The organism is Candidatus Villigracilis saccharophilus, assembly GCF_016711665.1.
Genome location: NZ_JADJSO010000067.1, coordinates 1 through 24,898, shown reverse-complemented (window position 1 = coordinate 24,898; position 24,898 = coordinate 1). Strand labels below are relative to the sequence as shown.

25 protein-coding genes are annotated in these 24,898 nt (G+C 52.3%); 10 read left to right on the top strand and 15 right to left on the bottom strand.

Annotated features, from left to right (window positions below):
- Nucleotides 1–83: 83 nt before the first annotated feature.
- The 4 genes from IPL17_RS21310 to IPL17_RS21295 form a co-directional block, all read right to left on the bottom strand.
- On the bottom strand, nucleotides 84–1,109 hold the full coding sequence (locus IPL17_RS21310; RefSeq protein WP_345309106.1) for an RIO1 family regulatory kinase/ATPase: 1,026 nt from the start codon (nucleotides 1,107–1,109) through the stop codon (nucleotides 84–86).
- A gap of 550 nt (nucleotides 1,110–1,659) precedes the next feature.
- Nucleotides 1,660–2,808 (bottom strand): hypothetical protein, encoded by a 1,149-nt coding sequence (locus IPL17_RS21305; protein ID WP_345309105.1) that lies wholly within the window; start codon nucleotides 2,806–2,808, stop codon nucleotides 1,660–1,662.
- A gap of 13 nt (nucleotides 2,809–2,821) precedes the next feature.
- On the bottom strand, nucleotides 2,822–3,421 hold the full coding sequence (locus tag IPL17_RS21300) for a hypothetical protein (RefSeq protein ID WP_345309104.1): 600 nt from the start codon (nucleotides 3,419–3,421) through the stop codon (nucleotides 2,822–2,824).
- Nucleotides 3,421–3,960 (bottom strand): sigma-70 family RNA polymerase sigma factor, encoded by a 540-nt coding sequence (locus tag IPL17_RS21295; RefSeq protein WP_345309103.1) that lies wholly within the window; start codon nucleotides 3,958–3,960, stop codon nucleotides 3,421–3,423. Before IPL17_RS21295 ends, IPL17_RS21300 begins: the two co-directional genes overlap by 1 nt.
- Before the next feature lie 99 nt (nucleotides 3,961–4,059).
- On the opposite strand from IPL17_RS21295, the gene IPL17_RS21290 reads away from it, so the two are divergent.
- The 3 genes from IPL17_RS21290 (at nucleotide 4,060) to IPL17_RS21280 (ending at nucleotide 5,561) form a co-directional block, all read left to right on the top strand.
- Nucleotides 4,060–4,491, top strand: coding sequence for a hypothetical protein (locus tag IPL17_RS21290; protein ID WP_345309102.1), 432 nt, complete (start codon nucleotides 4,060–4,062; stop codon nucleotides 4,489–4,491).
- Nucleotides 4,492–4,496: 5 nt separating this feature from the next.
- Nucleotides 4,497–4,775: a hypothetical protein gene (locus IPL17_RS21285; RefSeq protein WP_345309101.1), complete on the top strand. Its 279-nt coding sequence runs from the start codon at nucleotides 4,497–4,499 to the stop codon at nucleotides 4,773–4,775.
- A 603-nt stretch (nucleotides 4,776–5,378) separates the two neighbouring features.
- Entirely contained in the window at nucleotides 5,379–5,561 is a 183-nt protein-coding gene (locus IPL17_RS21280; protein WP_345309100.1) for a hypothetical protein, read from the top strand.
- A gap of 122 nt (nucleotides 5,562–5,683) precedes the next feature.
- On the opposite strand, the gene IPL17_RS21275 is transcribed toward IPL17_RS21280, so the two are convergent.
- The 4 genes from IPL17_RS21275 to IPL17_RS21260 all read right to left on the bottom strand — a co-directional run bounded on the left by IPL17_RS21275 (nucleotide 5,684) and on the right by IPL17_RS21260 (nucleotide 10,221).
- Nucleotides 5,684–8,140 (bottom strand): hypothetical protein, encoded by a 2,457-nt coding sequence (locus IPL17_RS21275; RefSeq protein WP_345309099.1) that lies wholly within the window; start codon nucleotides 8,138–8,140, stop codon nucleotides 5,684–5,686.
- A gap of 244 nt (nucleotides 8,141–8,384) precedes the next feature.
- The gene (locus tag IPL17_RS21270; protein WP_345309098.1) at nucleotides 8,385–9,479 is read right to left on the bottom strand and encodes an alpha/beta fold hydrolase; all 1,095 of its coding nucleotides are present in this window, start codon (nucleotides 9,477–9,479) and stop codon (nucleotides 8,385–8,387) included.
- Complete coding sequence (locus tag IPL17_RS21265; RefSeq protein WP_345309097.1) at nucleotides 9,476–9,808, bottom strand: DUF4491 family protein; 333 nt, start codon at nucleotides 9,806–9,808, stop codon at nucleotides 9,476–9,478. Before IPL17_RS21265 ends, IPL17_RS21270 begins: the two co-directional genes overlap by 4 nt.
- Nucleotides 9,805–10,221, bottom strand: a complete 417-nt coding sequence (locus IPL17_RS21260; RefSeq protein WP_345309096.1) for a DUF4491 family protein — start codon at nucleotides 10,219–10,221, stop codon at nucleotides 9,805–9,807. The genes IPL17_RS21265 and IPL17_RS21260 overlap by 4 nt, the downstream gene beginning before the upstream one ends.
- Nucleotides 10,222–10,377: 156 nt before the next feature.
- On the opposite strand from IPL17_RS21260, the gene hemG reads away from it, so the two are divergent.
- Both hemG and IPL17_RS21250 read left to right on the top strand, forming a co-directional pair.
- Nucleotides 10,378–11,748 carry a protoporphyrinogen oxidase gene (hemG, locus tag IPL17_RS21255; RefSeq protein WP_345309095.1) on the top strand — a complete coding sequence of 457 codons (1,371 nt, stop codon included), beginning with the start codon at nucleotides 10,378–10,380 and terminating at the stop codon, nucleotides 11,746–11,748.
- The gene (locus tag IPL17_RS21250) at nucleotides 11,745–13,067 is read left to right on the top strand and encodes a BCD family MFS transporter (protein WP_345309094.1); all 1,323 of its coding nucleotides are present in this window, start codon (nucleotides 11,745–11,747) and stop codon (nucleotides 13,065–13,067) included. The genes hemG and IPL17_RS21250 overlap by 4 nt, the downstream gene beginning before the upstream one ends.
- Nucleotides 13,068–13,141: 74 nt before the next feature.
- Here the strand turns inward: IPL17_RS21250 and IPL17_RS21245 are convergent, their stop codons facing one another.
- Together IPL17_RS21245 and IPL17_RS21240 are read right to left on the bottom strand one after the other, a co-directional pair.
- Nucleotides 13,142–13,360 (bottom strand): type II toxin-antitoxin system MqsA family antitoxin, encoded by a 219-nt coding sequence (locus IPL17_RS21245; RefSeq protein WP_345309093.1) that lies wholly within the window; start codon nucleotides 13,358–13,360, stop codon nucleotides 13,142–13,144.
- A 78-nt stretch (nucleotides 13,361–13,438) separates the two neighbouring features.
- Nucleotides 13,439–13,729, bottom strand: a complete 291-nt coding sequence (locus IPL17_RS21240) for a DUF4258 domain-containing protein (RefSeq protein ID WP_345309092.1) — start codon at nucleotides 13,727–13,729, stop codon at nucleotides 13,439–13,441.
- Between the two features lie 499 nt (nucleotides 13,730–14,228).
- On the opposite strand from IPL17_RS21240, the gene IPL17_RS21235 reads away from it, so the two are divergent.
- From IPL17_RS21235 to IPL17_RS21220, 4 genes are all read left to right on the top strand, one after another.
- On the top strand, nucleotides 14,229–15,779 hold the full coding sequence (locus tag IPL17_RS21235) for a sensor domain-containing diguanylate cyclase (protein ID WP_345309091.1): 1,551 nt from the start codon (nucleotides 14,229–14,231) through the stop codon (nucleotides 15,777–15,779).
- 118 nt (nucleotides 15,780–15,897) lie between these two features.
- Nucleotides 15,898–17,304, top strand: a complete 1,407-nt coding sequence (locus IPL17_RS21230) for an AAA domain-containing protein (RefSeq protein WP_345309090.1) — start codon at nucleotides 15,898–15,900, stop codon at nucleotides 17,302–17,304.
- A 29-nt stretch (nucleotides 17,305–17,333) separates the two neighbouring features.
- Entirely contained in the window at nucleotides 17,334–17,810 is a 477-nt protein-coding gene (locus IPL17_RS21225) for a C-terminal helicase domain-containing protein (protein WP_345309089.1), read from the top strand.
- Between the two features lie 237 nt (nucleotides 17,811–18,047).
- On the top strand, nucleotides 18,048–18,494 hold the full coding sequence (locus IPL17_RS21220) for a hypothetical protein (RefSeq protein ID WP_345309088.1): 447 nt from the start codon (nucleotides 18,048–18,050) through the stop codon (nucleotides 18,492–18,494).
- Here the strand turns inward: IPL17_RS21220 and IPL17_RS21215 are convergent.
- From IPL17_RS21215 to IPL17_RS21195, 5 genes are all read right to left on the bottom strand, one after another.
- The gene (locus IPL17_RS21215) at nucleotides 18,488–18,892 is read right to left on the bottom strand and encodes a hypothetical protein (RefSeq protein WP_345309087.1); all 405 of its coding nucleotides are present in this window, start codon (nucleotides 18,890–18,892) and stop codon (nucleotides 18,488–18,490) included. The genes IPL17_RS21220 and IPL17_RS21215 overlap by 7 nt on opposite strands.
- Before the next feature lie 149 nt (nucleotides 18,893–19,041).
- The gene (locus IPL17_RS21210; protein ID WP_345309086.1) at nucleotides 19,042–19,644 is read right to left on the bottom strand and encodes a hypothetical protein; all 603 of its coding nucleotides are present in this window, start codon (nucleotides 19,642–19,644) and stop codon (nucleotides 19,042–19,044) included.
- A 45-nt stretch (nucleotides 19,645–19,689) separates the two neighbouring features.
- A complete protein-coding gene (locus IPL17_RS21205) occupies nucleotides 19,690–20,388 on the bottom strand; it encodes a HAMP domain-containing sensor histidine kinase (protein ID WP_345309085.1) in 699 nt (232 codons plus the stop codon).
- 76 nt (nucleotides 20,389–20,464) lie between these two features.
- On the bottom strand, nucleotides 20,465–22,264 hold the full coding sequence (locus tag IPL17_RS21200; protein WP_345309084.1) for an ABC transporter ATP-binding protein: 1,800 nt from the start codon (nucleotides 22,262–22,264) through the stop codon (nucleotides 20,465–20,467).
- Nucleotides 22,261–24,036: an ABC transporter ATP-binding protein gene (locus tag IPL17_RS21195; RefSeq protein WP_345309083.1), complete on the bottom strand. Its 1,776-nt coding sequence runs from the start codon at nucleotides 24,034–24,036 to the stop codon at nucleotides 22,261–22,263. Before IPL17_RS21195 ends, IPL17_RS21200 begins: the two co-directional genes overlap by 4 nt.
- 118 nt (nucleotides 24,037–24,154) lie before the next feature.
- Between IPL17_RS21195 and panB the strand changes: the two genes are divergently transcribed.
- Nucleotides 24,155–24,898 (top strand): 3-methyl-2-oxobutanoate hydroxymethyltransferase (panB, locus tag IPL17_RS21190; RefSeq protein ID WP_345309082.1); only part of this gene is annotated, 744 nt, incomplete at its 3' end.

The following is a 24,898-nucleotide window of genomic DNA, read 5'->3' as shown; positions in this document are numbered from 1 at the left end:
TGTTCATAAGGTTATGTCTCCAGCCCTAATTTTACAGTAAAAAAGTGACAGTCATTTTAAAAACGACTGTCACTTCGTACAAGTTATTTCTGCTTTTCCCAGATTTGACGATCTTCTGGTTTCTCGGCATCCAGGTAGAGCGGGTCAACCTCCTTGAATATCTTATGCCCATGCGAGGTCCATAACTCGGCTGCAAGTTTACGGCCGTCACAATCAACACCTTGAGAAGAGAAGTACTGGCAGATGCGAGTCACGTCCCGTAAAAAGATGGTCCACGAAGCGGGGTTTGCCTCGGGCAATACCACCTGCGGGAAATCGATCAAGGTAATATCACCCATCCAATATAAGATATTGTAGGCGGACAAATCGCCGTGAATGCGATGATAGGTAAGCATCAGGTCAATGTTTCGCACCACGCGATCATAAAGAGATCTTGCTTCATCCAACTCCAACGCGACGGTGCTAAGCGCGGGAGCAGAGGTGTCTATGTCGCCCACATAACCCATCAGGATGGCGTTCTTCTCCATCGCATACGGCTTGGGGACGTCCACACCAGCCTCGTAAAGAAGCTCAAGAGTCTTGAATTCATAAGCGATCCAAGACTGATGCCGAAGACCTTCCCCATAACCGGAACGCTTGGCGATGGCGTGGACATCGCCGCTTTTGACGAGAGCATTGCCATCCTCACCAAGGTCAACACGGCCAACGCGGTATTGCTGATCGTTCTTTAGATTGCGGAGGGAGCGCGGACGATAAACCTTCGCAGCCACCAACGGCGCATCCACTTCGACCCCGGACCTGCATTGGTACACTGACGCTTCCTTGCCGCCTTTGACTCTGCGCAAGACATCCGAGATCCACTTGTGTTCATAGAAGTCACCGAGCGAGTCGAGCAGCCACCATTCCTCAAACCTCGCGGCTTTATAGGTGAATTTGAAACTGCTCTTCGAATCGTCCTGTGCCTGGACAAACTTCTGGACGGATAAAGGCACTTTCTTCGGGTTGCGCAGCGGATGTTTCTCTTTGCGCACGCCGGGGCGGACATAGTTATTTAATTGTTCGTTATCATCCAATTCATTGAAGAATTCGATTGCATCATTTGTATTCATTGCTGTTATTTACCTTGATAATAAAAAACCACAGGAAACGACCTCCTGCGGCAATGGGATCAAAAACCGCAGGGCGAGACGCACCTGCGGTTGGCTAGTAAACTAAAACGACTTAACTCGTTACTATAACAACCCTTCAGAAGGCGCGCTCAAAACAAGTACGGTGGATAATGTGCTGACTTTCATGTTTACGTGCCTCCTTTCGAAATAAGATGATGTAGTGATGGGATTTTATAGCAAGACCCATGTAACGTCAAGTAATTTTGTTAGCGGGATTGTGCAATAAGTCGGATAATGAAGAGAGGTGCGGATCGCAAGTGAACGGCAAGAAGAAAAATGAGTTGAATGAATTTTAGAAAGTTGACAAACGCAATAAGTCGGGAAGGTGAGCGCAACAAGTCGAAAGATCGTGAGGGAGACTGGGGAGACAATCAAGAGAAAGTGAGGAAGAACGAAATAAATGGAAATGAAAAAATGAACAACAGGCAAGCGGAAGCAAACCTTGCGGGCATCGAAAGGTGCGGAGATCGAACAGCACAACGATCAGGGCTCAGGGCGAGAGAGCAGAACGGGAAGGTTGTTTGAGCGCATGCTGCGTGGCTTCAAAGATGAGACGACAAAGATTGAAAGCCAGGGAAAGCGTGTCGCTGATCGTCATCGATTTTGCAGTGTTGCTCAATCCGAAGCAAGGAGAGCGTTTGAGATGTCTGCGAGCCTGAGTGGCATTGCGGCACTCGGCATACGACTGCCTGCCCATGCGCAGATGCCAGAGATCGGAATCGACCTGAGTATCGCGCGCGAGCCGGATGGAACCATCCGGCAGGGACAGCGAAGTGCTGAGAGAAAAACCAAGGCTTGAAGTCTGTTCGGGATCGGCAAAAGGACAGGCGGTTCGGGATACATGCGGCTCGGCACCCGGGATATCGGGATCGGGCTGATGTGTGCACTTGCGATGACAGACCCATTTGGTGGAGTGACGCTGATAATCATGACCATTGCTGGTCATGCGATAGCCGTGCGGACAGAGGGGAACTCCGTTTTGATCATAGCCGCGCTTGAGGCATGTGAGCGCGAGCTCATCTCCCTCGGCGTGGCGGATGCGGATGGTGCGCAAGGCGTGGAGATCCTCATGAACATATTGAAGGATCTCATCAAACCCCTCCCCCGCATCCCCGAGGAACTCGCCGATCTTGAGAGAGGGAAAACGCTTGCGCAGATCCTGTAGACCAGGGATAGTCAATAGATGGTCATTGCGATTGGCCGGAGTGCAGGGACCTGTCAGCGGCCAGACCAGAAAGAGCCGGTCGTCGATAATGTTGAAGGCTTTGGATTTGTATCCGAAGTGATGTTTCCCGCGCGGGGCAGAGGGTTCCTTTTTTTCTTTGGAAGCATTCGGATTGGTTCTGCCGGGCTGATTTGTGCCGGAGTAATACACGTAAGCCGATTGCGGGTCACGCCAGGTCGCGAAACGACAATGCTCAAAACAGGCGGGTGTGTCACAGGCGCAACCATCCTTGCCCGCCAGTCGCGCAGGACATTCGCGCTTTCCCCCCGACTGTGAACAGGTTGGCACTTGATGGCGGCAGATCATCCTTGAACGGGAGGAGATCAATTGACAATCGGTGGAGACCGAAACTCCCTGGTCCTGCGGGTCGCCCGGAAAGGTGCTCTGAGTGGGGATCAGTTGATAGGCCATCAAGCCTTGCACCAGACTATCCTGAATGTTCGTCAGCCAACCCAGATCCGTTTGGCCAAAGGCCCACGGAAAAGTGGACGCACGGCAGGTCAGACTGCTCAAATCCCAGGCGGCGGCAATACTCCCCACCGCGTGTCACGGAATGCAGTTCCTGGACCAACCTTTCCCAATCCCAACTTTGATAATGCGCCAGGAACATCCCCAATCCCAGACTGAGCGGGTCAAAGGGCGGCGGACCATACTGGCTTTGAAAGCGCTGTGCAAAGTACGACCTCCACGGACTGAAATCGAACAGCCGCAGCAACAGATCAAACTCATCCAGTCCCGACAGATCCTCATCGGCTGCTTCAAGCCATTGATAATATGATCGGCATGCACGACCGGTCCAGTTGGATGCTTCTCCAATCGCTGGCAGTTGCAGTGGCAACATCCTTCGAATGTTGCCCCAGCTAAAGGTCTCCACAAACCCCGCCAGTTCCAATCTCCGTTCCGCCGCGGGCTGTGCGCGTCCTTCATTCAGCTGCGCTCGGCTTTGTCTTTCTAGTTTCCCAAATGGACTGTCTTCGATCTCGATCAACTTCTTCCCGGGTGTACCCGGGATCCAATTGCTCTTCATCACCGCCCCCGTACTTTACGCTGCCATTCCCGATTTTGACGCAGGGCCTGCCGATAGTTCTCTCGCTCCCCTCGTTCACAGATACTTCGCAATTGGATCGACAACGCGGGTAGTCTCAACAGCGCCAGTGCTTCATTATGCAACTGCCGGATCCGTTCCCGCGAGAGTCCCCACTCCCGTCCGATCTTTGCAAAATTTTGCTGCGCTTCCCCGTTCAACCCATAATGCAGTTCGATCACCGCTCGCAGTCGCTCCGACAGTTCCTCCAGTTCTTCCCCAAGTGCCTCCCTGACCTGCTCCTGATACCTCCTCTCGATCAGCGCTTCCAGGCTGTCTCCCGCACGCCTGCTCTCCAGCCAGCCTTCCGCTTTCTGTGACCCCACCACCGCCTGCCACACTGCATTGCGAATCGCCACACACGCGTAGCTTGAGAAGCGCACTCCCCGTCCACTGTCATAATGCAGGATCGCTTTCCACAACCCGATCTTCCCTTCCTGGAACAGATCCATGTATTCCGCTTTCCCCCTTCCCTGACGCACCACTGTACTGTTTTATAACATCGTGACTCTCCCTGTTCGAGAACATCGTGCGCCCTACCCATATCTGGTGGTGTATCCTGATAATAAAGGAAGGCCGCCATGGAAGAAGAATGGATAGTGGATCGCAGCAAATTAAGGGGATATGGTTTGAACACCCAAATTGGAGTCGGGAAAAATTGCAAAAGAGTGGGGCGATCGGAAGCCTGGGTAAGGAAGTGGCTAAAGCGAATTCGCCAAGCACCGTTGGAGGATCGCGAAGTTCTGATTGGACGCTCGCGAGTACCCCATAAACTTCCACCTTCAATACCCGAAGAAGTGGTGAACAAGATTCTCGATATTCGCGATCACCCGCCACAACAATTAGGGCGTATTCCGGGTCCCCTGACGATCATGTATTACTTGAGCAAAGAACAATCGTTGATAGATAAGGGTGCGAAACTGCCGGTCCCAGTACGGTATGGAGAATTCTTGATAAACACCATAAGATCCTCGCCCTTCCGCCCATTGCGAGCCAGAGGAGCGACCCCGTAATGGGAATGGATTTTCATGATGTCAGTACTGTCCCGAGCGAAGGCAAGCAGCAACATGTGGTCGAAATCCTCAATCTGGTCGATCATGGTTCGTCAGCCGTCGTTGCTTCAGAGCCAGCCAGTGACTACAACGCTGAAACAGCGCTCCGCAAAGTTGCCGATATTTTGCAGGACACAGGTTGTCCAGATCGCATTCGCCTTGACCGCGATACGCGCTGGGTGGGGAGTTGGACTGCCAGGATTTTCCCTCGCCGATGCTGCGTTTTCTGCAATGTTTGGGAATGAGCCACGGGTTTGTCCACCTCGACATCCTGAAAAAATCCGTTTGTGGAGCGCTATCATCGCAACTTCAAATACGAATGCCAGCTAGTTCAGAATCCCACGGATCTGCCCAATACCTTAAGTTAACAAGCACTATGTCCAGTTTTACAATTTTGAAAGACCAAACCAAGCCATCACCTGTGGCAATCAGCCACCCATTTAACTATCTAACCCTGTGCAAACCGTTAACCCAGATCGTTGGTTGATGGCGTTGACTGGCAAAACCTACAAACGAAAGTTGATCCGAAAGGATGTTTCCAATGGGCAATCAGGCCTATTACGTTCAGAAAAGTCGTCGCGGGCAAATCGTTGTGATCTGGGTGGATGCACAAAAACGGACATTGAGTGTGTACAAGGATAAAGTGGTTATCAAAACGTTGCCGATCAAAGGACTGCAAAACTGCACAATGAGATTCCAGGAGTATCTTGAACTTATGTGCAGGAAGCCATCTCAGCCTGCGTAAGGCTCAGCATCGGACTGTCAGATATGGGTAGGGCGCACGGTGTTCTCGAACAGGAGAGCGATGTTATAAAACAGTACACACCACCATCAACCAGATCAACCCCTTGTTTTCCCGCAACAGGCTTTCCATGCATTCCGCGCATCCCGCTTGTGCGCATCCGTATCTCGCTGCCCCGCTCGATTGGCAATACGTTACAATCGTCATCACGACATCTCCTTTTGGATATTGGAATTTGGTCATTCTCATTATCCGCTTTGGAGATGTCGTTGTCTATTATTTCCCTTGAGTTGAGTTCCTTCTTTTTTTGAGTTGAGTTCCCCTCGTCCGACTTATTGCACTATCCCTTAGCGGAATGCGGGCTTTGGGCTGCTTTTTGAAAGATGCGGACTGAAGTCCGCATTCCATTTTTTACTTTTTTCTCGCGCGCAACAGGACCGTGAGATACAACACGATGCCGAAATTGAAGAATGACGCACCGCGAATATCTGGCACGGAGCCGATGAAGGCATCTTTGGGCCAGATCAAAGCCAGCCAGTCTGCAAGCTGGGGGATGATGGTTTTGTCGTATAGAATGATCGCCAGCGCCCCGACGAATGCGCCGGTCACATTGCCTGCCCCGCCGAGAATGACCATCGTCAGGATCATGCTTGAGACGTGAAAGGCCATCAGGTCGGGTTCCACAAAGGAAAGCGTAATTGCATATAGCGCGCCGGCAATGCCAGCCAACGCGGAACTTAACATCAACGAGATCGTGCGCGAGCGCGCCACATTCACACCGACAGATAATGCGGCGAGTTCGTCTTCGCTTAACGCGATCCATGCGCGGCCGGTGCGGGATGCGATCAGCCGATGACTCATCCACGCGGCGAGAGTCACAATGCCGAGGACGAGATAATATTTCTGGGTCTGGCTGAGCAGGCTAAGGTTAAAGAAATGAGGCGCGCTGACCCCACCGATCCCGCCCATGCCACCGGTAAAATCCAAATTGATGATCACCTGTCGAACCAGCAATCCAAGCGCAAGAGTTGCAACCGCAAAAAAGTCACTGCGTAGTCGTTGGGACAAGAAGCCTTTTAGCAAGCCGAGAAACGCGCCTGCACTTGTCCCAATAATCAACACCAGAACAATATCAAATTTGGAAGTGAACAACGCGGTGATATATGCGGCGAGACCAAAGCTCGCAGCAAAGCCAAGATCGAGCATGCCTGTAATACCAAGCGCGAGATTCAAACCCAGCGTGAGCAAAATAAAAATCACAGCGAGGCGCAGGATGATCTGTCCGCTTTGCAAAACGAGGGGAGCAACTGCAAGGACGATCAGCAGGAGGATAAACCAACGCTTCACACCTGCGCCTTGAACTGGTGCCGTCAAAATAATAAAATCGCGGACCGTGGTTGACTCTGCCTCCCCTTCCCCGCCGAAGCCAGTTGGTTTCCAGGCAAAGAGAATGACAAGCAAGGCAAGCAGCAAGGCGGGAGTCCATTGCGCGGCGAGGTAGTAATCACTCAACGAAGAGACCACGCCAATTAATAAGCCGCTGACCAATGCGCCGAGTGGATTGCCAATGCCGCCAAGCAGCGCGGCCATGAATGCGAAGAGTCCGCTCTGCGCGCCGTGACTTCCAAATGGACGGGAATAATACAGCGCGAAGATAAATCCCGCCGCGCCGGCGAATGCGCCGCCCAAGGCAAATGCGCGTCGAATGGTTTGGTTGACATTGATGCCGATCACCTCTGCCATTTGGTGACTCTGGGATAAAGCGCGGATGGCTTTGCCTGTGCGCGTCTTTAACATAAACCAGGTCGCGAATGCCACCAAGGCAAATGCCATCAGAATCACAAAGACATCACTAAAGCGGATGATGATATTGAACGGCAAACCCAGCGTTTTTACAAGATTGATCTCAGGCAATAAAGAAGGGATTCCATCGGTGGGAACTTCAGGCAAACCTGGAACACTGCGATGTTCCCCAACAATCCATGAGCCTTGAAACGTACGCCAGACCAGCGCACCTTGGAAGAGAATAAATGAAAGACCGAGCGTGGCGATCAACGGCGCGAGGCGCGAATGCCCACGGAAGGGAGCGAAGGCGAGTCGTTCCACACCAACGCTTAGTAATGCGCCGAGTCCCATTGCGGCGAGGAGTACGAAGGCAAGTCCGCAGGCGATCTGTAGTGGCAGCCAATTTTGTTTGATGCCGATGATGTTAATGATTGAAGTTACGAGCGCGGTACATAGAGCAAAGACATCGCCATGCGCAAGGTTCAACGTGCGGACTGTGCTGTAGATCAAGGTCACGCCGATGGCGTTGAGAGCCAGGACAGCGCCATTTGATAACCCGAAGATCAGGATTTGAACAAAGGTTTCAAATAGATTCGGCGTATTCGGTTTCGGAGCATTTGTTGATTGGGAAGTTTGCGGAGCTTGCTTCGCGGCTGACCAGGTCACTTCGTAATCACCGTTACAGTTCGGTTGACGGTCATGCCAGTGAATTTCAAGCCGACCTGATGAGCTGGACTCTGTTTCAAATAAAGCTGAGATGGTTACATCCTCACCGAGTATTGACTCAACTGCGTTGTCTGCGATCTTTGGCTGATCTGCAATTGGAATTTGTCCATACGCGATGGCAGTACATGGGATGCCATTTGAGCCAGTGAAGTTGTAGATCAAACCAGCAAGGGAAGAATTCTGGATCGTGAGAAATATCTTGAACGACTTACCATCAGCAGTGGAACCTGTCCCCTGCCATTGGCCGTCGAGTGGAGAGGAGGGCACGGAAGTTATGGTTGCAACTACCTCTGTTTTTACAGGAGTGCAGGACGTTAGGAAAAGGAATACCAATAAGATAAAGGGATATTTTTTCATGAGAAATAATTTTTCTCTCTATCGTAAATTTTATCGTCGGATGTCGTTGCGAGCCGCCGATCTTGTTTGTAGGTGGCGAAGCAATCTCCTCCTGCATCAGAGATTGCTCACCGCACTAGCGCACGGCGCAAGTGTCGGGCGAAAACCACACCTGCCCTGGCGGGCGGTGCCAGGGAGAGCGCCCTCGCAAAGACATACCTTCCATCAGCACCCACAGGGCAGTGAACTGGTGGAGTCCAGAGGATCATCTCACGTGTTTATCGAAGAATCTCAAGGACCGCGCCATGAATTCAAACCACGGTTCGCCGATAAAGGAATGACCCTCATCCTCCTGGGAAAATATCTGCGCATCTTTATTCGCTGCGATGAAACCATCATACATTTTTGTGGACCATTCAGGCGGCGTGCCGGCAAATGTCAGACCGTCTTTTGTGCCGTAGTTGATCTGCACTGGCGCGCTGACGTTGTCCAAATGATACAGCGGAGAAACGGCTTTCAGGATCTCAGGATCAGCCACAGAGTTAAAGTAGGAAGCGATCAAATCGGGGGGAAGATCCAGGGGCAGGATGTCTGAAGAGTTACAGCCAAATTCAAGTTCACCCGCGAACACATCGCCAAGACAACCTGGTCCCCAACGGCCAATAATGTCAGAAAAATCCGCACTGACCGAGGAATAAATGACGGCTGCTTTGACGCGCGAGTCGATGGTAAGGACTTTGAGAGTCACGCCGCCGCCCATGCTGTGCCCCCACATGCCAATGCGTTCAGGGTCTGCCTGCGGAATGGAAGGAATGGCGTTCATCAAATTGATGACATCAATTGCAAGCCCTGAATAAAACAAACTCTCTCCAGTTTCAGAATCACCCCAACTGCGGTAATCAGAGGAGAGAGTCAGATAGCCGCGGCGATTTAAAAACTCCGCGGCGCGGTCTGTTCCGTCACCGGAATTGTAAACCGTGCGCGAAAAGAATCCATGATTCATCATAATAACCGGATAAGGGGCATCACCGCTCTTTGGGATCTGCATGATTCCAGTAATGGTCAGCCCGTCGCTTGGATATTCAATTAAATAACGGGTGAAATTTTCGGTCTCAAGCAGTGTTTCGCGAAGTACGATCTTCCCGCTTTGAAATTTATGGCTGCGCAAGCCGTCAATGGTATACGGCTGGATCGCCTTTTCGGTCGTGCGCGTGGCGGTTGGAATTGGCGTGATAGTAGGCGTTAAAGTTGCGGGGGTGATCATCACATTGGGCGCAGGCAGGGTGGCAGTCGGCAGGATGGAAGCAGGCGTGCAAGCCGCAAGAAAAATCAAGAGGAACAGGCAAATGCGCTGATTCACAAGCTCGGCGCTTTCCATTTTTTGATCGCATCCGCAAATGGGGGGAGTATTTTCTTCGCGCGGAATGGATACCAGCCGATCTCGCCGCGCACGGCCTGTTCCTTTAATTCAGTCGAACCCCAGATCAAGGATGCTCCAAGTGCGCCAATCAGAGCGGATGTCCAGTTATTTAGCATGAATAATGAACCGAGAATGCACAATGCGCCGGAGGTCATCACGTACGGCCACCATAAATAACCAAAATATCTTTCCCCGCGAATCACCCAGATAAAACCCAATCCGATAATGAAAAGCGTGGCGATGCCAAGTAGAAATCCAAATGAATTCATTTTGCGCTCTCTTTCATGGATACGAGTTCCGCGGTGGAATATGCGCTGCCACGCGGGTCACGCTTGAGCCAGTCAATCTTTGTGGCATTGGGATATTCAGCCAGGATTTTCGCGTGGCGTGGATTGTTCGGATTCGCGGGAGCATGTCCGTGCTTGATGCGTTTTTGCTGGCGATAAAACTCAAACGAGTCCCAGAGCAAAGTCACACCGAGAATGCCGCACATCGCAGATAAAGGCAGGCTTGAGACAAAGAAAGATGCGACCTCAAACCCGAGTCCCAATGCAAGGGCGATCAAGGCCGGTATCCACAAATTGACCGTTTCACGCTCGATCTTCCTTACAGTGACATGCCCCAGCCAGACGCCGAGGAATGTCGCAAACGCGGAAGCAAATCCTAATAAATTAATTGCCATTTCGACTCCCATGAAAATATTTTTCTATTATAACGGGCGCGCAATACGCTTTCATTTTTAAGTAAACTCTTATTGAAACCTACAAAATCTACCTGTACTAATTTGTGAATAAACATACAATAATCCAACCGAGGAGAGCAACCCAGGAGAAACTGTATGCACATTGCGATCGTCGGTGGGGGGATTACCGGGTTGAGTGCCGCGTGGGAATTACAACAACGCGGAATCAAATTTACCCTGCTGGAAGCCTCAGATCACTGGGGCGGAAAAGTCGTATCAGCGAAAATCAATTTAAATAACAATGCGAAGTTTTTGGTCGAAGGCGGGCCAGACACCCTTATCACACGCAAGCCCGAGGCGTGGAATTTGGCGAACGAGTTGGGAATGCAGGATCAGATGGTCAACCCTGGTTCTGAAACCAGCGGGACTTACGTGCTGGATCACGCTGCTCTTTACCCGATCCCTGTTTCGGCTGCGCGATTCATTTCCACTCCCCTGCTGACCGTGCGCGGAAAACTGCGAATGCTGGCGGAGCCATTTCAACCCGCCCGGCGAGACTATGAAGACGAGTCGCTTGCAGATTTTGTGCGCCGCAGACTGGGGCGGGAAGCACTGGAGAAATTCATAGGTCCAGTGCTGGGCGGAATTTACAATACAGACCCGGAGACTCAAAGCATCATGGTCTCCTCACCGGTCATGCGGGAGATGGAAAGAGAAGGCGGCGGATTGGTTGCGGGCGCAGTCCTGCGGGCATTCCGCGGAAGGAAAAAAAGCGGGCAAAAAATTCCGCGCTTTGTTTCATTCAAAAACGGGTTACAAGCATTGACTGATGAATTGGCCCGTCAACTTAAAGGGGATTTGCGTTTGAATGCGCGGGTTGAAAGAATCGCGCAGAACAACAATGGGTATCAAATATTTGCGGCGGATGGAACCACGGTCCACGCGGACGGCGTCATTCTGGCAGTACTGGCGAATCAAGCATCCGCGCTGGTCAATGATATTTCCCCAGAAGCCAGCCGACAGTTAAGCGCGATCCGCCACCAAAACATTGGCACGCTTTCACTCGTGTATCGCGAGTCAGATATCCCCAGGCAACCCGTCATGAGCGGGGTAATGATCCCGCGCCATGAAAAAAGAATGATCGACGCGATCACCTTCACGTCACGCAAGATGCCGGAACGGTCAACGGAGGGATACGCTGTGCTCAGGATATTCATCGGGGGCGGCATGCCTGAGATGGTGGAATATGGCGATGAAAAGCTGATCGAGGCAGTCAAAAGTGAACTCGCGGAATTGCTCGGTATCCGCGCCGCGCCGCAGACCTGGACAGCGTTCCGCTGGCAAAATGGATTTCCGCAGGCGGATGTAGGGCATTTGAAACGTGTGGATGAAATTGAAAAAAACCTGCCACCAAATCTTGCGCTGGCCGGCAGTTCATACCGCGGCATCGCCGTGCCTGATTGCATTCGTCAGGGACGAGAGGCGGCGGAGAAATTATTTTTTTACACCAAGGAGCATAAAAAATGAAAGTTGTTCGTTACCTAAACAATGCACGTCTGGCATTCTTTTCCATCGCGTATGGATTAAGTGGCGCATTGATCGGGGGGACATTAAATCGAATCATGATCGCAGAACTGGGGTTACCCGCATCGCTGGTGGCCTTCTTCTTTGCCGTTCCGCTTTTGATCTCCCCTGCGCGCGTCTGGCTTGGCTACCGCTCAGATGGCTTTCCTGTTTTCGGCAAACGCCGCGAACCGTATATCATCTTCGGCGCTTTGGTCATCGGGCTGGGAATCTTCGCAGCTTCGAACGTGGCGGCGCATCCCTCAAAGAACATGGCGCTTCTAGTATTAAGCGGCACACTTTCGTTCATGCTGTACGGGCTTGGACGCAACCTGGCGCATAATACATATCAGGCATTGGTCTCAGACCGCTACACAGGCACAATCCGCACACGCGCCATCACTTTCTACGAAGTGGCAACCCTGCTTGGCTCTGTCATGGGAGCGGGCTTCATCGGCAAGGCGCTGGAAAGCTATGAACCCGCAAAATTGATCAGCGTGTCCACAGGCGTTGCGGTTGTCATTTTTATTCTCGCCGCCTTCGCAGCGATCGGACAGGAATCCCGCGATCAGGCGCTTCAAATTGCGACTGAAAGCGCCCGAAAAGTTCCATTCCAAACAGTGCTGAAGGAAGTTGTCTTTGCGGACCCGCAAGTACGCATCCTCTTTACACTGGTCATCTTTACCTTTATCGGAACCCTTGCGCAGGATGCCCTGCTTGAGCCTTATGGCGCGCTTGTACTTGGGATGAGCGTCGGCGATACCACCCGCCTGACCATGTACTGGGGATTGGGAGTGCTCGCTTCGATGCTGACCTGCGGCTTGTTCCTGATCAAGTGGCTGGGATATATGAAGTTGATGCGGACGGGCATCGTCGCGAGTATTCTGGTCTTCGTTGGATTAATCGCGACAGGTTTTATGGGGAACGCGGGCATCTTTAAGAGTTTGGTTTTCGTGATGGGGCTTGGCACCGGGCTGGCCGGCGCGGGCATGTTGAGCGCCATCATCTCATTCACCACACCGATCCGCGCGGGATTGTTAATGGGAGTCTGGGGCGTGGCGAATATGGTCGGGCACGCGGCTGGCAATCTGACCGGCGGCATCCTGGTCGATAGCGTCCGCTATGCGACAGGCAATGCCTTCTTTGCGTATTCATCCCTGTTTGCGATGGAGGCGGTCATGCTTGCCGTTGCCTTATATCTCTCGACAAAATTAAACGCGAATGTGTCACACGCATACACCGAAGAAGTGAATATCCTGGCGGCAGCCGCTTCTGCGGATTAAGCAAATCTCCCCGATCAAAAAATCTCCGAGCGGTCAAAACGCACGGAGATTTTTATTTCAACAGACCCAGACCATTAATAGTCGCGGACTTCATCCTGCAGCCCTTGCTCAAAAATATCTTCGGTCTTTTTAAGCAATTCGGCGGCGACATCTTCATCCACAACGGCTTCTCCGCAATTGGGGCAGACCTGCGCGGGAACATTCCGCATGAGCAGGCGAAATTCATCCCGCTCGAAGGGAATGGATGTGGAGCCGTAGATCAATTCAGCTTGTCTGCAAATTAAGCAAATCATAAAGACCTTTTAACCACAACACTTGCGGCGCGCGCCAATGCGGTGAGTGTCACGAAGTTGCACAAAGGAAGATCTGTTTTACCTTCGGCTTCTGCCGTCTTTTTTCCATTTGTTTGGGTCGGGGACGTAGACTGTGACCACAGTGATGGTTTCAGTTTCTGGGTTCTCGGAGGTGACCACATGAAATGGGCGCTTGCCCTGAAAGCCCATGATCAGACGGCTTGGCTCGGGCATTTCGGCAGAATAGTCCTCGATCACATCCGCAGCCTCCAATGCCTTGCGGACCTTGGCTGGGGATATTTCACGCTCGAACATGCGCTGGACTGCGTGGGCACGGTAGAGAATTTTAAGCACGGGTTGATTATACATTGGAGAACATGCCCCGTATTCCGCATCATGTAATCATAAAAAGAATCATTTCAACCAGAACAATACACCACGAACATATCTCCCAGTCCGCGGTTGATAATCTCGCATTAAAGTATATTTTTCTGGCTGCGAAGATCATCAAAAGGTCACGATATGGGATGATGAAGTTCTCGCCGGATAAAAACTGCTTATCCTGAGAAGATCGTGTTGAATATTCCGGTGTTGGATCCAGCAGGTTTTATGAGACCGATTTACCATTCCCACTATTCTGATTGGTAAGAATTGCAGTGTCATTGTGGAACCGAAAATGCTATACTGTAAAAAATATTTTCAAACCTTTGCCGATTGAAATAAATGGTGAGTATTTTATTTTGACATACAATTCAGGTTGTATATAATGAATTGGGAAGGTGTTGAGCTTTCCGTCCACAATTCATGATTGAATGCGTGCACCGTGCGCGACCTGTCGTGTGCACAGGTCACACAGGAGAATAATTCATTGGATTTTACTACCCTGGCGATTGTGTTATTCATTTCCAATCTCCTTCAAATCACCGCACTGATCGTTCAGATGAAACTGGCAACCCGTTACAGTGGCACGGGTTGGTGGACGCTGGGTATTGGATTCATCGCGCTGGGGTTTCTCGCGATGTTCCTGCGAGCCTTGCCTGGATTGACTGCGATTGGCGTCTTTGCCAACAATTTGTTTTTTGTGGGTGGGCATATTCTGTTCTACACGGGTGTCCTGCGTTTTTTTGAGCTCCGCGAACGCAGCCGGGGACTGGTGGTCTTCCTGGCCGCCTATGTTGTAGTGGACTTCTTCTTCGTCTTTATCTATGATCACATTGTTTGGCGTGGATCAATTTTATATCTTACCATTGCTGGTTTGTCGTTCCTGACCGCCTCATCGCTCTGGAAGTATAGGCCACGCTTGCTGGAAGCCTCGTCCAATTTTTTGGCGGCGGCGTTCATCCTGCATGGGGTGGTGTTTGTGATCGGGTTTATGTTGGTACTCCTTGCTCCGCCCGCCACCAACAGCCCGACAGCCAGCAATCCCGCCCAGGTTCTTGGGATCCTTGATGGTTTGATCGCCACTACCTTGTGGACTTTCGGATTTATTTTGATGGTCACCCAGCGGCTTAACGCCGACGAGCGCCAGACGCGCAAGGAGTTGGAATTGATTTTCTATGCCAGCCCCGATGCGGTGATCCTGTCGCGTATGGAAGACGGTTACCTGGTCGAAGTGAATGATGGTTTCGCGACTCTGAGTGGTTTCAGCCGCGAGGAGGCGCTTGGCAATTACTCAATGGATGGTCTCCACTTCTGGAAATCCCAGGCCGACCGACAGCGGATGCTGGACGAGCTGAGCCTGAACGGTACATGCAAGGACCTGGAGTTTGAATTCCGTCGCAAAGACGGCAGTGAGTTGACCGCTGTCTTATCGGCGCGCCTGGTCATGGTGCGCGGCCAGCCTCATATACTGAGCGTGGTGCATGATGTGACCGAGCGCAAATTACTCGAGATACGCCTGCAGAAACAGGCCTCCACAGATGTCTTGACTGGGGCTGCCAACCGCCGCTTCTTTATCGAGTCCGCAGGTTATGAACTCCAGCAAGCGCAGTATCTGAACCGGCCACTATCGGTGGCATTGATCGATCTGGACCATTTTAAACAGGTCAACGATAACTTTGGGCACACAGAAGGTGACCATGTACTGGTGGAATTTACGCGGTTGTGCCAACAGAATATCCGCGATGGCGATATTTTGGCGCGTTTCGGTGGTGATGAATTCGCGCTCTTACTGCCCAGCTCCGATGTGACACAGGCAGTCGCTGTTGCCGAACGTATTCAACTTGCATTGGTTACTTCGATCCTTACCACGGGAAATACGCCCCTTGAGATTACGATCAGTGTGGGTATTGCCGAGATGCGCAGGAAGCCCGAAACACTCGATGAAATTCTGGCCCGCGCCGACCAGGCGCTGTACCGCGTTAAGGCGTCTGGTCGCAATCGTGTGGAAATCTATCAGGAAGCAGTCCCGAATTTATAATTACTGCGGAAGCAGCGTATTCGGGTACGGAGCTCAACATCTCCTTAAGTTGATGTGTTATTTCCAAAGCCCGGAGACTTTGGATTCCAGATGGGAAAGAATGCTAAAATGTCTCCACATGAATACTCCCCTCAGAATCTCCGAAGACCATTTTCAACGACTCACACGGCTGCTGGAGCTTGAAGCCGAAGCGGAAAAACAGGAGACGATCCGCTCGCTTGAGAAGCTCTCGCCCGCCGAGGCGGAGGCATCCGGCAACAGCCTGATCAATCTCGTCATCCGCGAAGAAGATTCGGGAATGGGCGGGCGCACCTTGTTAACATTCAGCAAGCGCAACGAAAATTTACATCTGCCTTACACCCGCATCGGGAACGGCAGCCCTGTCATTCTTTCAGAAGAGGGATTGCATACGAAAGACGCTCCCAGCTGGCGTGGAATTGTCAGCCGCGCGCACAAGGACATGGTCCAAGTCGCGTTCACACAGGAGCCCGAATGGGATTCGGACAGACCCAGCTTCAGGCTGGACCGTTCGACGGATGAAATTTCAAGGCAAAGACAAAGACTGGCGTTGGAAACAGCTCGAGGCGCGAAAGGGACGCGGCTCTCCATCCTGCGTGATGTGCTGCTGGGAAAGCAAAATCCTGTTTTCAACAAACTTGAATTTCCAGTTCCATTCAACAAGAAATTAAATGATTCGCAAAATCAGGCGGTTGCATTTGCGTTGAGCGCGGAAGATATAGCCATCATCCACGGGCCGCCTGGGACGGGCAAGACCACGACACTGATCGAGCTGATGCGCCAGATCGTGCGCAACGGGCAAAGTGTGCTGGCTGTGGCGGCGAGTAATCTGGCAGTGGATAATATGCTCGAGCGTCTGATCGACGCGGGCGAGAATGTGATCCGGCTTGGGCATCCTGCGCGTGTGACACCCGCCCTGCGTACCCACACGCTGGATGAACTGGCCGAGATCCACCCTGATATGAAACTCGCGCGCAAGCTGACCCGCGACGCGCATTCATTGCGCAAGCAGGCGTCGAAATTTTTTCGGGTCAAGCCTGACCCCAACCTGCGGCATTCGCTGCGAGAAGAAGCCAAACAATTACTGAATGAAGCGCGTCAGATCGAAGATGCGGTGACTGAAAGAATTATCAGCAACGCACGGATCGTTTGCGCGACCGCAACGGGTCTCGACTCTGATTTTTTTATGCGGCGCAAATTTGACTGGTGCATCATGGATGAAGCCAGTCAGAGCGTAGAGCCTTCGGCGTGGATCCCCATCCAATACGCAAATCGTCTGGTGCTGGCGGGCGATCATTTTCAACTTCCGCCCACGGTCATTTCGCCCGAAGCCATGCGCGGCGGTTTCGACATCAGCATGATGGAACGCCTGTTGAATATCAACAGCGGCCTGAGCCGATTGTTGAATGTGCAATATCGAATGCATCAGGACATCATGAAATTTTCTTCGGATGTCTTCTACGAAGGCAGCTTACAAGCCGATGAATCGGTTCGCGCCGCTGGCTAACTGATTCGCCTCAAATTAGATCTTCCCTGTTGACAGATTACCCGATCCACTTCATAGACACCGCAGGCGCAAGCTATGACGAGGAACAGGAACCCGACGGCGACAGCAAGCTGAATCCGCTTGAAGCGGAGTTGGTCATCAAGAAAGTTCATGAATTGCTCGAATGTGGATTAGCCGCTGAACAGATCGCCATCATCTCCCCCTACTCGGCGCAGGTGAAGCTGCTGCGGGAAAAGTTAAGACACATGGACATTGAAATAGACAGCGTGGACGGTTTTCAAGGCCGCGAAAAAGAAGCGGTGATCGTCAGCCTTGTGCGCTCCAATCGCGATGGCGAAGTCGGTTTCCTGGCGGACACACGCCGCATGAACGTAGCCCTGACCCGCGCAAGGCGCAAACTCATCGTCATCGGTGACAGTGCCACGATCACAAGTCACGGCTTCTATCAGCGCATGGTGGAGTATTTTGAATCCATTGGAGCCTATCATTCGGTGTGGGAAGAATAGCCCCCCTCTGCGCCTTTGGCCACCTCCCCCAAATCAAGACCAGATTTGGGGGAGGCTATATTTTAGGAGCTTTCTGTACAATACAGTGTTTGTTCAACTTACAATAAATGGTGCAAGAAAGCCTCCCCATTTTGGGACAAAGTACCCGAGCGCACTTTGCGAGTGGTAGGTTGGAGGGGTAGGGTTTGAATCGCGCAACTCCGCGTGCTATGATGGGATTATAGGAAGGAGTTTGCCATGGAAAAGAAAGATGGTCTCACTAAAATTCTGGCGATCTTCGGAACGGTGCTGATCTGGTTCCCGGTTCTGGCGCCGTTCCTCGCGAGCATGGGGCTTTTTGTCCGCAGCGGTATGGTCCGCTTTGACTATCTGATGCCCGCGGAACTATTTCTGTCCGCGCTGCTGGGCGGGGTAATTCTCTTATGGGCGGCGGTGCGCGCCCACTCCCGCCAAAAATTGATCGGCTGGGGACTGACACTGGCTGCCATATTGTTATTTGGCGGGCAGGCGATCGCTGTCATCACCGGGCTGGCATCGGGACGAACCGAACCGACTCCCTTGTTGATGGCACTCGTCCTGACCCCGATCATGATCTACGCGCTGCTGCTCGCGGTCATAGGGATCGGCGGCGCGCAGTTGGTACGCGATCTATTCAAGCAGCCTGCGCCAGGTAATATTCATTGAAAAAACAATTCTCCTTGCGTCCCCAGGTACGCGCCATAGGCGGCGTTCCCACAGCCGATCAATAAACCGATCAGGCATAAAGCCACACCCGCCAGGGCGAATCCGCGTTTGGACGACTGCAGGGCGGAATAGCCGAAGATCAACCCGAGAACTGACATGGGAAGCCCGCAAATGGGCGGGGTAAGGAAGTTGCACAGGTTGAAGACTCCCAAGACCACGGAAATAATCGCAAGTATCGAGAGATTGGAGTTTTCAGGAATTGGGACGCCGCCGTTTTGAACCAGCGGCTTCGGACGCTGCAAATAGGCAACAACCACCGGACCAAGAATTGCTGTAATGACCGAGGTGCAAACCGCCCCCGCAAGACCCACAAGCGCGGAAATCATCTCTTCAGACATTGTGCGAAGTCTCCTTTTATATGATTTTCGATCAAGATAATGAACGCTTTTTGAATCCAGTATATATCGTTTAGATCCAAATAAAAAGTCCCCGCCATTTTAGGCAGGGACTTTTCCATTACTACTTCAATCTTGAAAGAATAAAAGGATCACGGGCCGGTGATCTTGATCATATCCGCGGACACGGTGAACGTCGTTTTATCGGGTCCGGTAATGCAGGCGGGTCCGCCGGAAGCGGTGCTGGGTTTCTTGGGGTCGTTGATGAACGCGAAGGCCGAATAGCAGCCATAAGGAAGTTCGTTCACGACCGACACCGACTGATTGGGCGCGATCACATAAGACACGTATCCGCACTGACCGAAGGGATTCATCGCCAGAGATAAAGAGATCGTGATCGAAGCCTTGGTGCTGTTGCGGAGCATGAAGTTCGTGCCGACCTTGCCGGCATCCGCGCCCTGGGGGTTGCCGAACAACGGTCCATTGCATGGGTCGCCAGTGACCGCCGTGGTGGGGGAAGGGATTTCGATGGTCGGGACAAGCGTGGGGGTTTCGGTGGGCGGCAGGGGTGTTTCAGTCGGTAGAGGCGTATTGGTGGGCGTGGGCATGGCGGCCTGAGTCTCAGCGCTCATGGTGCTTGCCATGACAGCCGCGCTCGCCTGGATCTGTTCCGGGCTGACGGTGGGCACCGCTTCGGCGCCGCAGGCTGTCAGCAATAGAGCCAGAACGATGATTACGAATAGATTAGACTTCAATTTTTTCTCCATTATTTTTTTATCAAACAGAATTAATTCGGACTATTATACAGGAATCGTGAAAAAGAACGAACTGCCCGCGCCGGCTTTACTCTCGAACCAGGTTTCGCCGTCGTGCAGGTCAATGATATGCTCGACGATCTTTAATCCCAGTCCAAAGCCAAGGCGTGGATCGTTCTTATCAGCGAGAATGGTTTCAAAGGGTTCAAAAACCAGCTCCTGATCCTCATCGGAGATCCCAATGCCAGTATCGCGGACCTCAAAAAGAATATTTCCATCTTCAAGCCCAACGCGGACAGTGACATACCCCTGCTCGGTAAACTTGACCGCATTATGGATCAAGTTCAAGAGCGCCTGCGAGAGCCGCGCCGCGTCCGCATCAATGGACGGCAGATCTTCCTCGATCTCTTCCTCCAATGTAACACGCCCGTCCTTTTGCTCGACCAGTTGATCGGCAATAGTCATGACACTATCCAGCACCGCGTACACATCAACTTCATCCAGAGATAATTCCATCCTGCCTGTGACCGTCTCGGCATAATCCTGAAAATCCGCGACTTGCGCGACAAGCGGCGCCAATACCGCCCTGACATTCTCCACCGGGTTATTTTTCTGGTCGAGAAAATCCTCCAACTCTTCAACGCGGTACAGCTCGTTCAAATACTTTTGCACGTCCACCAGACCGGAACGCATGGTATTGGACATTTTGTAAAGGAATTCGTTCTGGTTATTTTCGGCAGCCATTTTATGCTCCTTTGATGCGGTTTTCTGCGCGCTTTGCGATCAGCGTCCCGAGTTATATTCCGATAAAGTTTACAGGTTATTCCTGAAAGCCTGTTTTGTACAATTCAAAATACATGCCCTGATTCGCAAGTAATTCTGAATGAGTGCCCTGCTCAACAATCTTTCCGTCGTGGATGACCACGATCCTGTCGGCACTGGTGATGGTCGAAAGGCGATGCGCGATCACAAAGGAAGTACGCCCCTTCAACAATTTCGTCAACGCGGCCTGGATGATCTGCTCGGTCTGGATATCCACCGAAGAGGTCGCTTCATCCAGGATCAAGATGCGCGGGTCGGCCAGCAAAGCGCGCGCGAACGAGATCAACTGTCTCTGCCCCACACTCAGTAATACACCGCCTTCTTCAACGGATGTATCGTAGCCGTTCTTTAATCCAATAATGAAGTCATGCGCGCCAACAGCCTGCGCGGCAGCAATGACTTCCTGCTCGGTTGCCTTCAAACGCCCGAACAAAATATTATCCCTGACCGAACCGTTGAACAGGAACGGATCCTGCAGGACCATGCCCATCTGCCTGCGCAGGGAACGCTGGGTCACCGTCCGCAAGTCAATGCCGTCTACACGCACACAGCCCGCAGTCGGGTCATGGAAGCGCGTCAAGAGCTTGACAATGGTCGTCTTGCCCGCGCCAGTCTCGCCTACAAACGCGATCGTCTCGCCCGCTTTGACATCCAGGTCAATTTGGTCGAGCACCAAAGTCGGGTCGTCGGAATAGTGGAAGGAGACATTCTCAAACCTGACCCCGCCGTCAATGGCAGGCAGGGCTTTGGCATGTTCCGCATCGCGCACCTCGATCTCTGTATCCAGCAGCGCGAGGATTCTCTCTCCGCCCGCCATCGTGGATTGCAGCGTATCAAAACGGCGGCTCAGGTCGCGGATGGGTTCAAAATAGCGGTCAATATACAGGACAAAACCGACCAGCACACCGGCCGTGATCGACTCGCCCAGCACAGCCGTCCCGCCGATCCAGACCACGGCGGCGGTTGCCAGCGCGCCGAGGACATCCACAACAGGCAGGAATGATGCCGCCACCTTCGCGGCGTGAATGGCGGTCTGCAAATGATAGCGGTTTGTGTAATCGCGGAACAGTCCGTAATTCCGTTCCTGACGGCTAAAGGCTTGCACTACACGCACCCCGTTGATATTTTCAGCCAGTACAGAATTCACCCACGAAACAGCCGCCCGCACCCTGCGATACGCGAAGCGGGCTGTGCGGCGATAGATGTAAGTCGCAAGGATCATCAAGGGAATGGTGATAAATGTCAGCAGAGAGAGCTTTACATTCAAGGCCAGCATGGCGATGATGATGCCAACGATCATGAACAGGTCGCGCGCGATCGCCAGCACCGCCCAGGTAATGAACTCGCGCAAGGTTTCCACATCGTTGATGACGCGTGTGATGACACGCCCGACCGAGTAACGGCTGTAAAAACTAAGCGACAGATTCTGCAAATGCTCAAAAAGCTGTTTGCGCATGTCGTAAATAACCGACTGCCCCACCTGCGCCATGACATTCACGCGGATATAAATAAAGGCCCAGCGCACGATTGCCGCGCCGAGGTAGATCAAAACCGTATTTCTCAGAATACCCAGGTTTCCAGCGACCAACCCGTCATCAATGGCCACCTTGACAAGATACGGACCGATCACTGAAGAGATCGTCGCGCCAAGCATTAAGACTGATGAAAGGATCATCTTCCATGCGTATGGAGCAAGATACCCGAAAAGCCTTTTGGCAACTTGCGGGTCAAGCGCCTTATCATACAGTTCTTCCGACTGGGTCACGTACGCGGGAGGAACGATCGTGGATTCGGTCATGCTGCTCCTCGCGGGTTATTCATAAGATTTAATTCTTCGGTCAAATGTTCGCTGCGCATGAGTTCAAGATCATGGATCTCTTTATACAATCCGCCTTCACTCAACAATTCATTATGTGTTCCGCGTTGAACGATGCGCCCCTGGTCCATCACGATGATCATATCCGCGCGGCGAACGGTGCTCAGACGGTGCGCGATGACAAATGTGGTGCGGCCTGCCATCAAGTTATCGAGCGCTTCCTGAATTAGTTTTTCTGTCTGCGTATCCACACTGGAGAGCGAATCATCCAATATCAAAATTCTCGGGTCCATCAACAAAGCGCGCGCGATCGCCACGCGTTGACGCTGCCCGCCGGAAAGGGTCACTCCGCGCTCACCCACCATGGTCTGATACCCTTCCGGAAAGCCGCTAATGAATTCATGCGCCTGCGCGGCAATGGATGCGGCGATGATCTCTTCCTCTGTCGCATCGGGGCGGCCGTAAGCAATATTCTCCCGAATGGTATCTGAGAAGAGTAATGAAGTTTGCAAAACAATGCCGATCTGCCGCCGCAGGGATACCAGGTCCACTTTACGTACATCCACGCCGTCCACCAGCATGTCCCCGTCCGTCACATCATAAAAGCGCGGAATGAGATTCACCAGCGATGTTTTTCCGGAGCCTGTCGGACCGATCAAGGCGACCAGGCGGTTCGGTTCAACCTTCAGGTTGATATCGTCCAGCGAAGATTTTTTTTCATCCTGATATTTCAAGGCGATATTTCTAAACTCCACTTCGCCGCGCAATGTAGAAAGCCGAACCGCATTGGCGGGCGTCTCGATCTCGGACCTTGTATCCAATATTTCAAGCACACGCTGCGCGCCCGCGCCCGCCTCTCCAGCCGCGTTGACCAGCCAGGTCAATTGCTGGGCCGGCGCCGCAAGCATCAACACATAAGCATTGAACGCGACCAGTTCACCGACGCTCATGGTCCCATTTAATACCATGCGTCCGCCAAACCACAGGATGAGGATGGTACACAGCGTTACCAGAAAGTCGGTGCTTGGCATCACCTTCGACCACGCGCCGATGACAGTCAGGCGGGCGTTGTAATACGCGCGATTGGATTCGTCGAAACGGCTGATCTCATGCTCTTCGCGCGCAAAGGCACGGATGACCTGTGCGCCAGTGACATTTTCCTGCAAACGAGCAGACAGGTCACCCAGCACGGTATCCACTTTGAAGAACAAAACGGTCACAAGGTCGCCGAACACAAAGGTCATCCAGACCAGGGGGAAGATCGGGAGAATGGCGATCAATGTCAATTGCCAGTTACTGGCAAACATGATCCACAACGCCCCGAAAAGAATGAAAATAAGCTGGGTCAACTCGACGATGGAACTGCCGATGAAGTTTTGAACGGCGCGCACATCCTCGATACAGCGCGAGATCAACTGTCCCGTTTGAGCGTGGTCGTGATAGGCGAATGATAAATTTTGTATGTGGTCGTAGAGTTTGTTGCGCAGGTCATAGCCAACACGCGCGCCGATCCATTCGGAGACATACCGCTGAAGCGCCGACAATGCCGCGGTAACAAGACCGAGCATCAGCAAGATCAGAGCGGAGCGCACCAAAAACCCAACTTCGCGCAACGCCAATCCCTGATCGATCACATCGCGAATAATACGCGGAACATATAAACTCAAGGCGGTCAGTACAGCCAGGTTGAAGGCAGAAAAAAGAATCTGCGGCAGGTAAGGTTTAATGAAGGAACGAAGGCGGAGTATATGCATTTTGGCTCGGGACAATGAGGATACCACGAAGAAAGAAGATGAAACAGTGATTTTCGTCAGTTGAATCAATCAACGTTCTCATCTATACTACCTCCATAACCTGTTCAAAGGAGCAAAAATGACTGAAGTGCGCAAGAAGATCACACTGCCTTATTTGTTCAAAAAAGTTGCCGACCGCGAGCCGATCACCTGGCTGACTTGTTATGATTATCCGACCGCCTATTTGCAGGACCAGGCGGGGATAGAAATGATCCTGGTCGGCGATAGTTTGGGCATGACCATGCTCGGCTTCGACTCGACGCTGCCGGTAAAAATGGATGACATGATCCGCCACGCCCAGGCTGTCAGACGCGGCGCGACAACTGCTTTTGTCGTGGGCGACATGCCATACATGACGTATCAAACCTCTGTGGAAGATGCGATCCGCAACGCGGGCAGGTTTATGGCTGAAGCTGGCTGCGACGCGATCAAGCTTGAGGGCGGCGCGGCGATGGCCGACCGCATCAAAGGCATCGTGGACGCGGGCATTCCCGCCATCGGGCATCTTGGATTAACACCGCAGTCCGTCTCCGCTCTGGGCGGGTTCCGCTTACAGGGAAAATCCGCTTCAATGGCAAAGAAGATCCTCGACGATGCGATCGCCTTGCGTGACGCCGGCGCATTCTGTATCCTGCTTGAACTTGTCCCTGACCGCCTGTGTAAACTAATTACAGAAACCGTGAAAGACTGCATCATCATGTCGCTCGGTTCTGGTCCAGACGCGCACGGACAATTATTGATCTATCATGACATGTTTGGGCTGTACCCCAAGTTCAAACCTAAAATGGCAAAAGTCTACGGCAACGCCGGCGAGGTGATACTC

Bases quoted from the DNA above. Each gene is read 5' to 3' on its own strand.
- IPL17_RS21245 (WP_345309093.1), bottom strand. From the start codon at position 13,360: ATGATTTGCTTAATTTGCAGACAAGCTGAATTGATCTACGGCTCCACA.
- IPL17_RS21230 (WP_345309090.1), top strand. From the start codon at position 15,898: ATGAATACTCCCCTCAGAATCTCCGAAGACCATTTTCAACGACTCACA.
- IPL17_RS21205 (WP_345309085.1), bottom strand. From the start codon at position 20,388: ATGGCTGCCGAAAATAACCAGAACGAATTCCTTTACAAAATGTCCAAT.
- IPL17_RS21250 (WP_345309094.1), top strand. From the start codon at position 11,745: ATGAAAGTTGTTCGTTACCTAAACAATGCACGTCTGGCATTCTTTTCC.
- IPL17_RS21265 (WP_345309097.1), bottom strand. From the start codon at position 9,808: ATGAATTCATTTGGATTTCTACTTGGCATCGCCACGCTTTTCATTATC.
- IPL17_RS21195 (WP_345309083.1), bottom strand. From the start codon at position 24,036: ATGCATATACTCCGCCTTCGTTCCTTCATTAAACCTTACCTGCCGCAG.
- IPL17_RS21275 (WP_345309099.1), bottom strand. From the start codon at position 8,140: ATGAAAAAATATCCCTTTATCTTATTGGTATTCCTTTTCCTAACGTCC.
- IPL17_RS21240 (WP_345309092.1), bottom strand. From the start codon at position 13,729: ATGTATAATCAACCCGTGCTTAAAATTCTCTACCGTGCCCACGCAGTC.
- IPL17_RS21215 (WP_345309087.1), bottom strand. From the start codon at position 18,892: ATGTCTGAAGAGATGATTTCCGCGCTTGTGGGTCTTGCGGGGGCGGTT.
- IPL17_RS21260 (WP_345309096.1), bottom strand. From the start codon at position 10,221: ATGGCAATTAATTTATTAGGATTTGCTTCCGCGTTTGCGACATTCCTC.
- IPL17_RS21300 (WP_345309104.1), bottom strand. From the start codon at position 3,421: ATGAAGAGCAATTGGATCCCGGGTACACCCGGGAAGAAGTTGATCGAG.
- IPL17_RS21290 (WP_345309102.1), top strand. From the start codon at position 4,060: ATGGAAGAAGAATGGATAGTGGATCGCAGCAAATTAAGGGGATATGGT.
- IPL17_RS21200 (WP_345309084.1), bottom strand. From the start codon at position 22,264: ATGACCGAATCCACGATCGTTCCTCCCGCGTACGTGACCCAGTCGGAA.
- IPL17_RS21220 (WP_345309088.1), top strand. From the start codon at position 18,048: ATGGAAAAGAAAGATGGTCTCACTAAAATTCTGGCGATCTTCGGAACG.
- hemG (WP_345309095.1), top strand. From the start codon at position 10,378: ATGCACATTGCGATCGTCGGTGGGGGGATTACCGGGTTGAGTGCCGCG.
- IPL17_RS21285 (WP_345309101.1), top strand. From the start codon at position 4,497: ATGGATTTTCATGATGTCAGTACTGTCCCGAGCGAAGGCAAGCAGCAA.
- IPL17_RS21310 (WP_345309106.1), bottom strand. From the start codon at position 1,109: ATGAATACAAATGATGCAATCGAATTCTTCAATGAATTGGATGATAAC.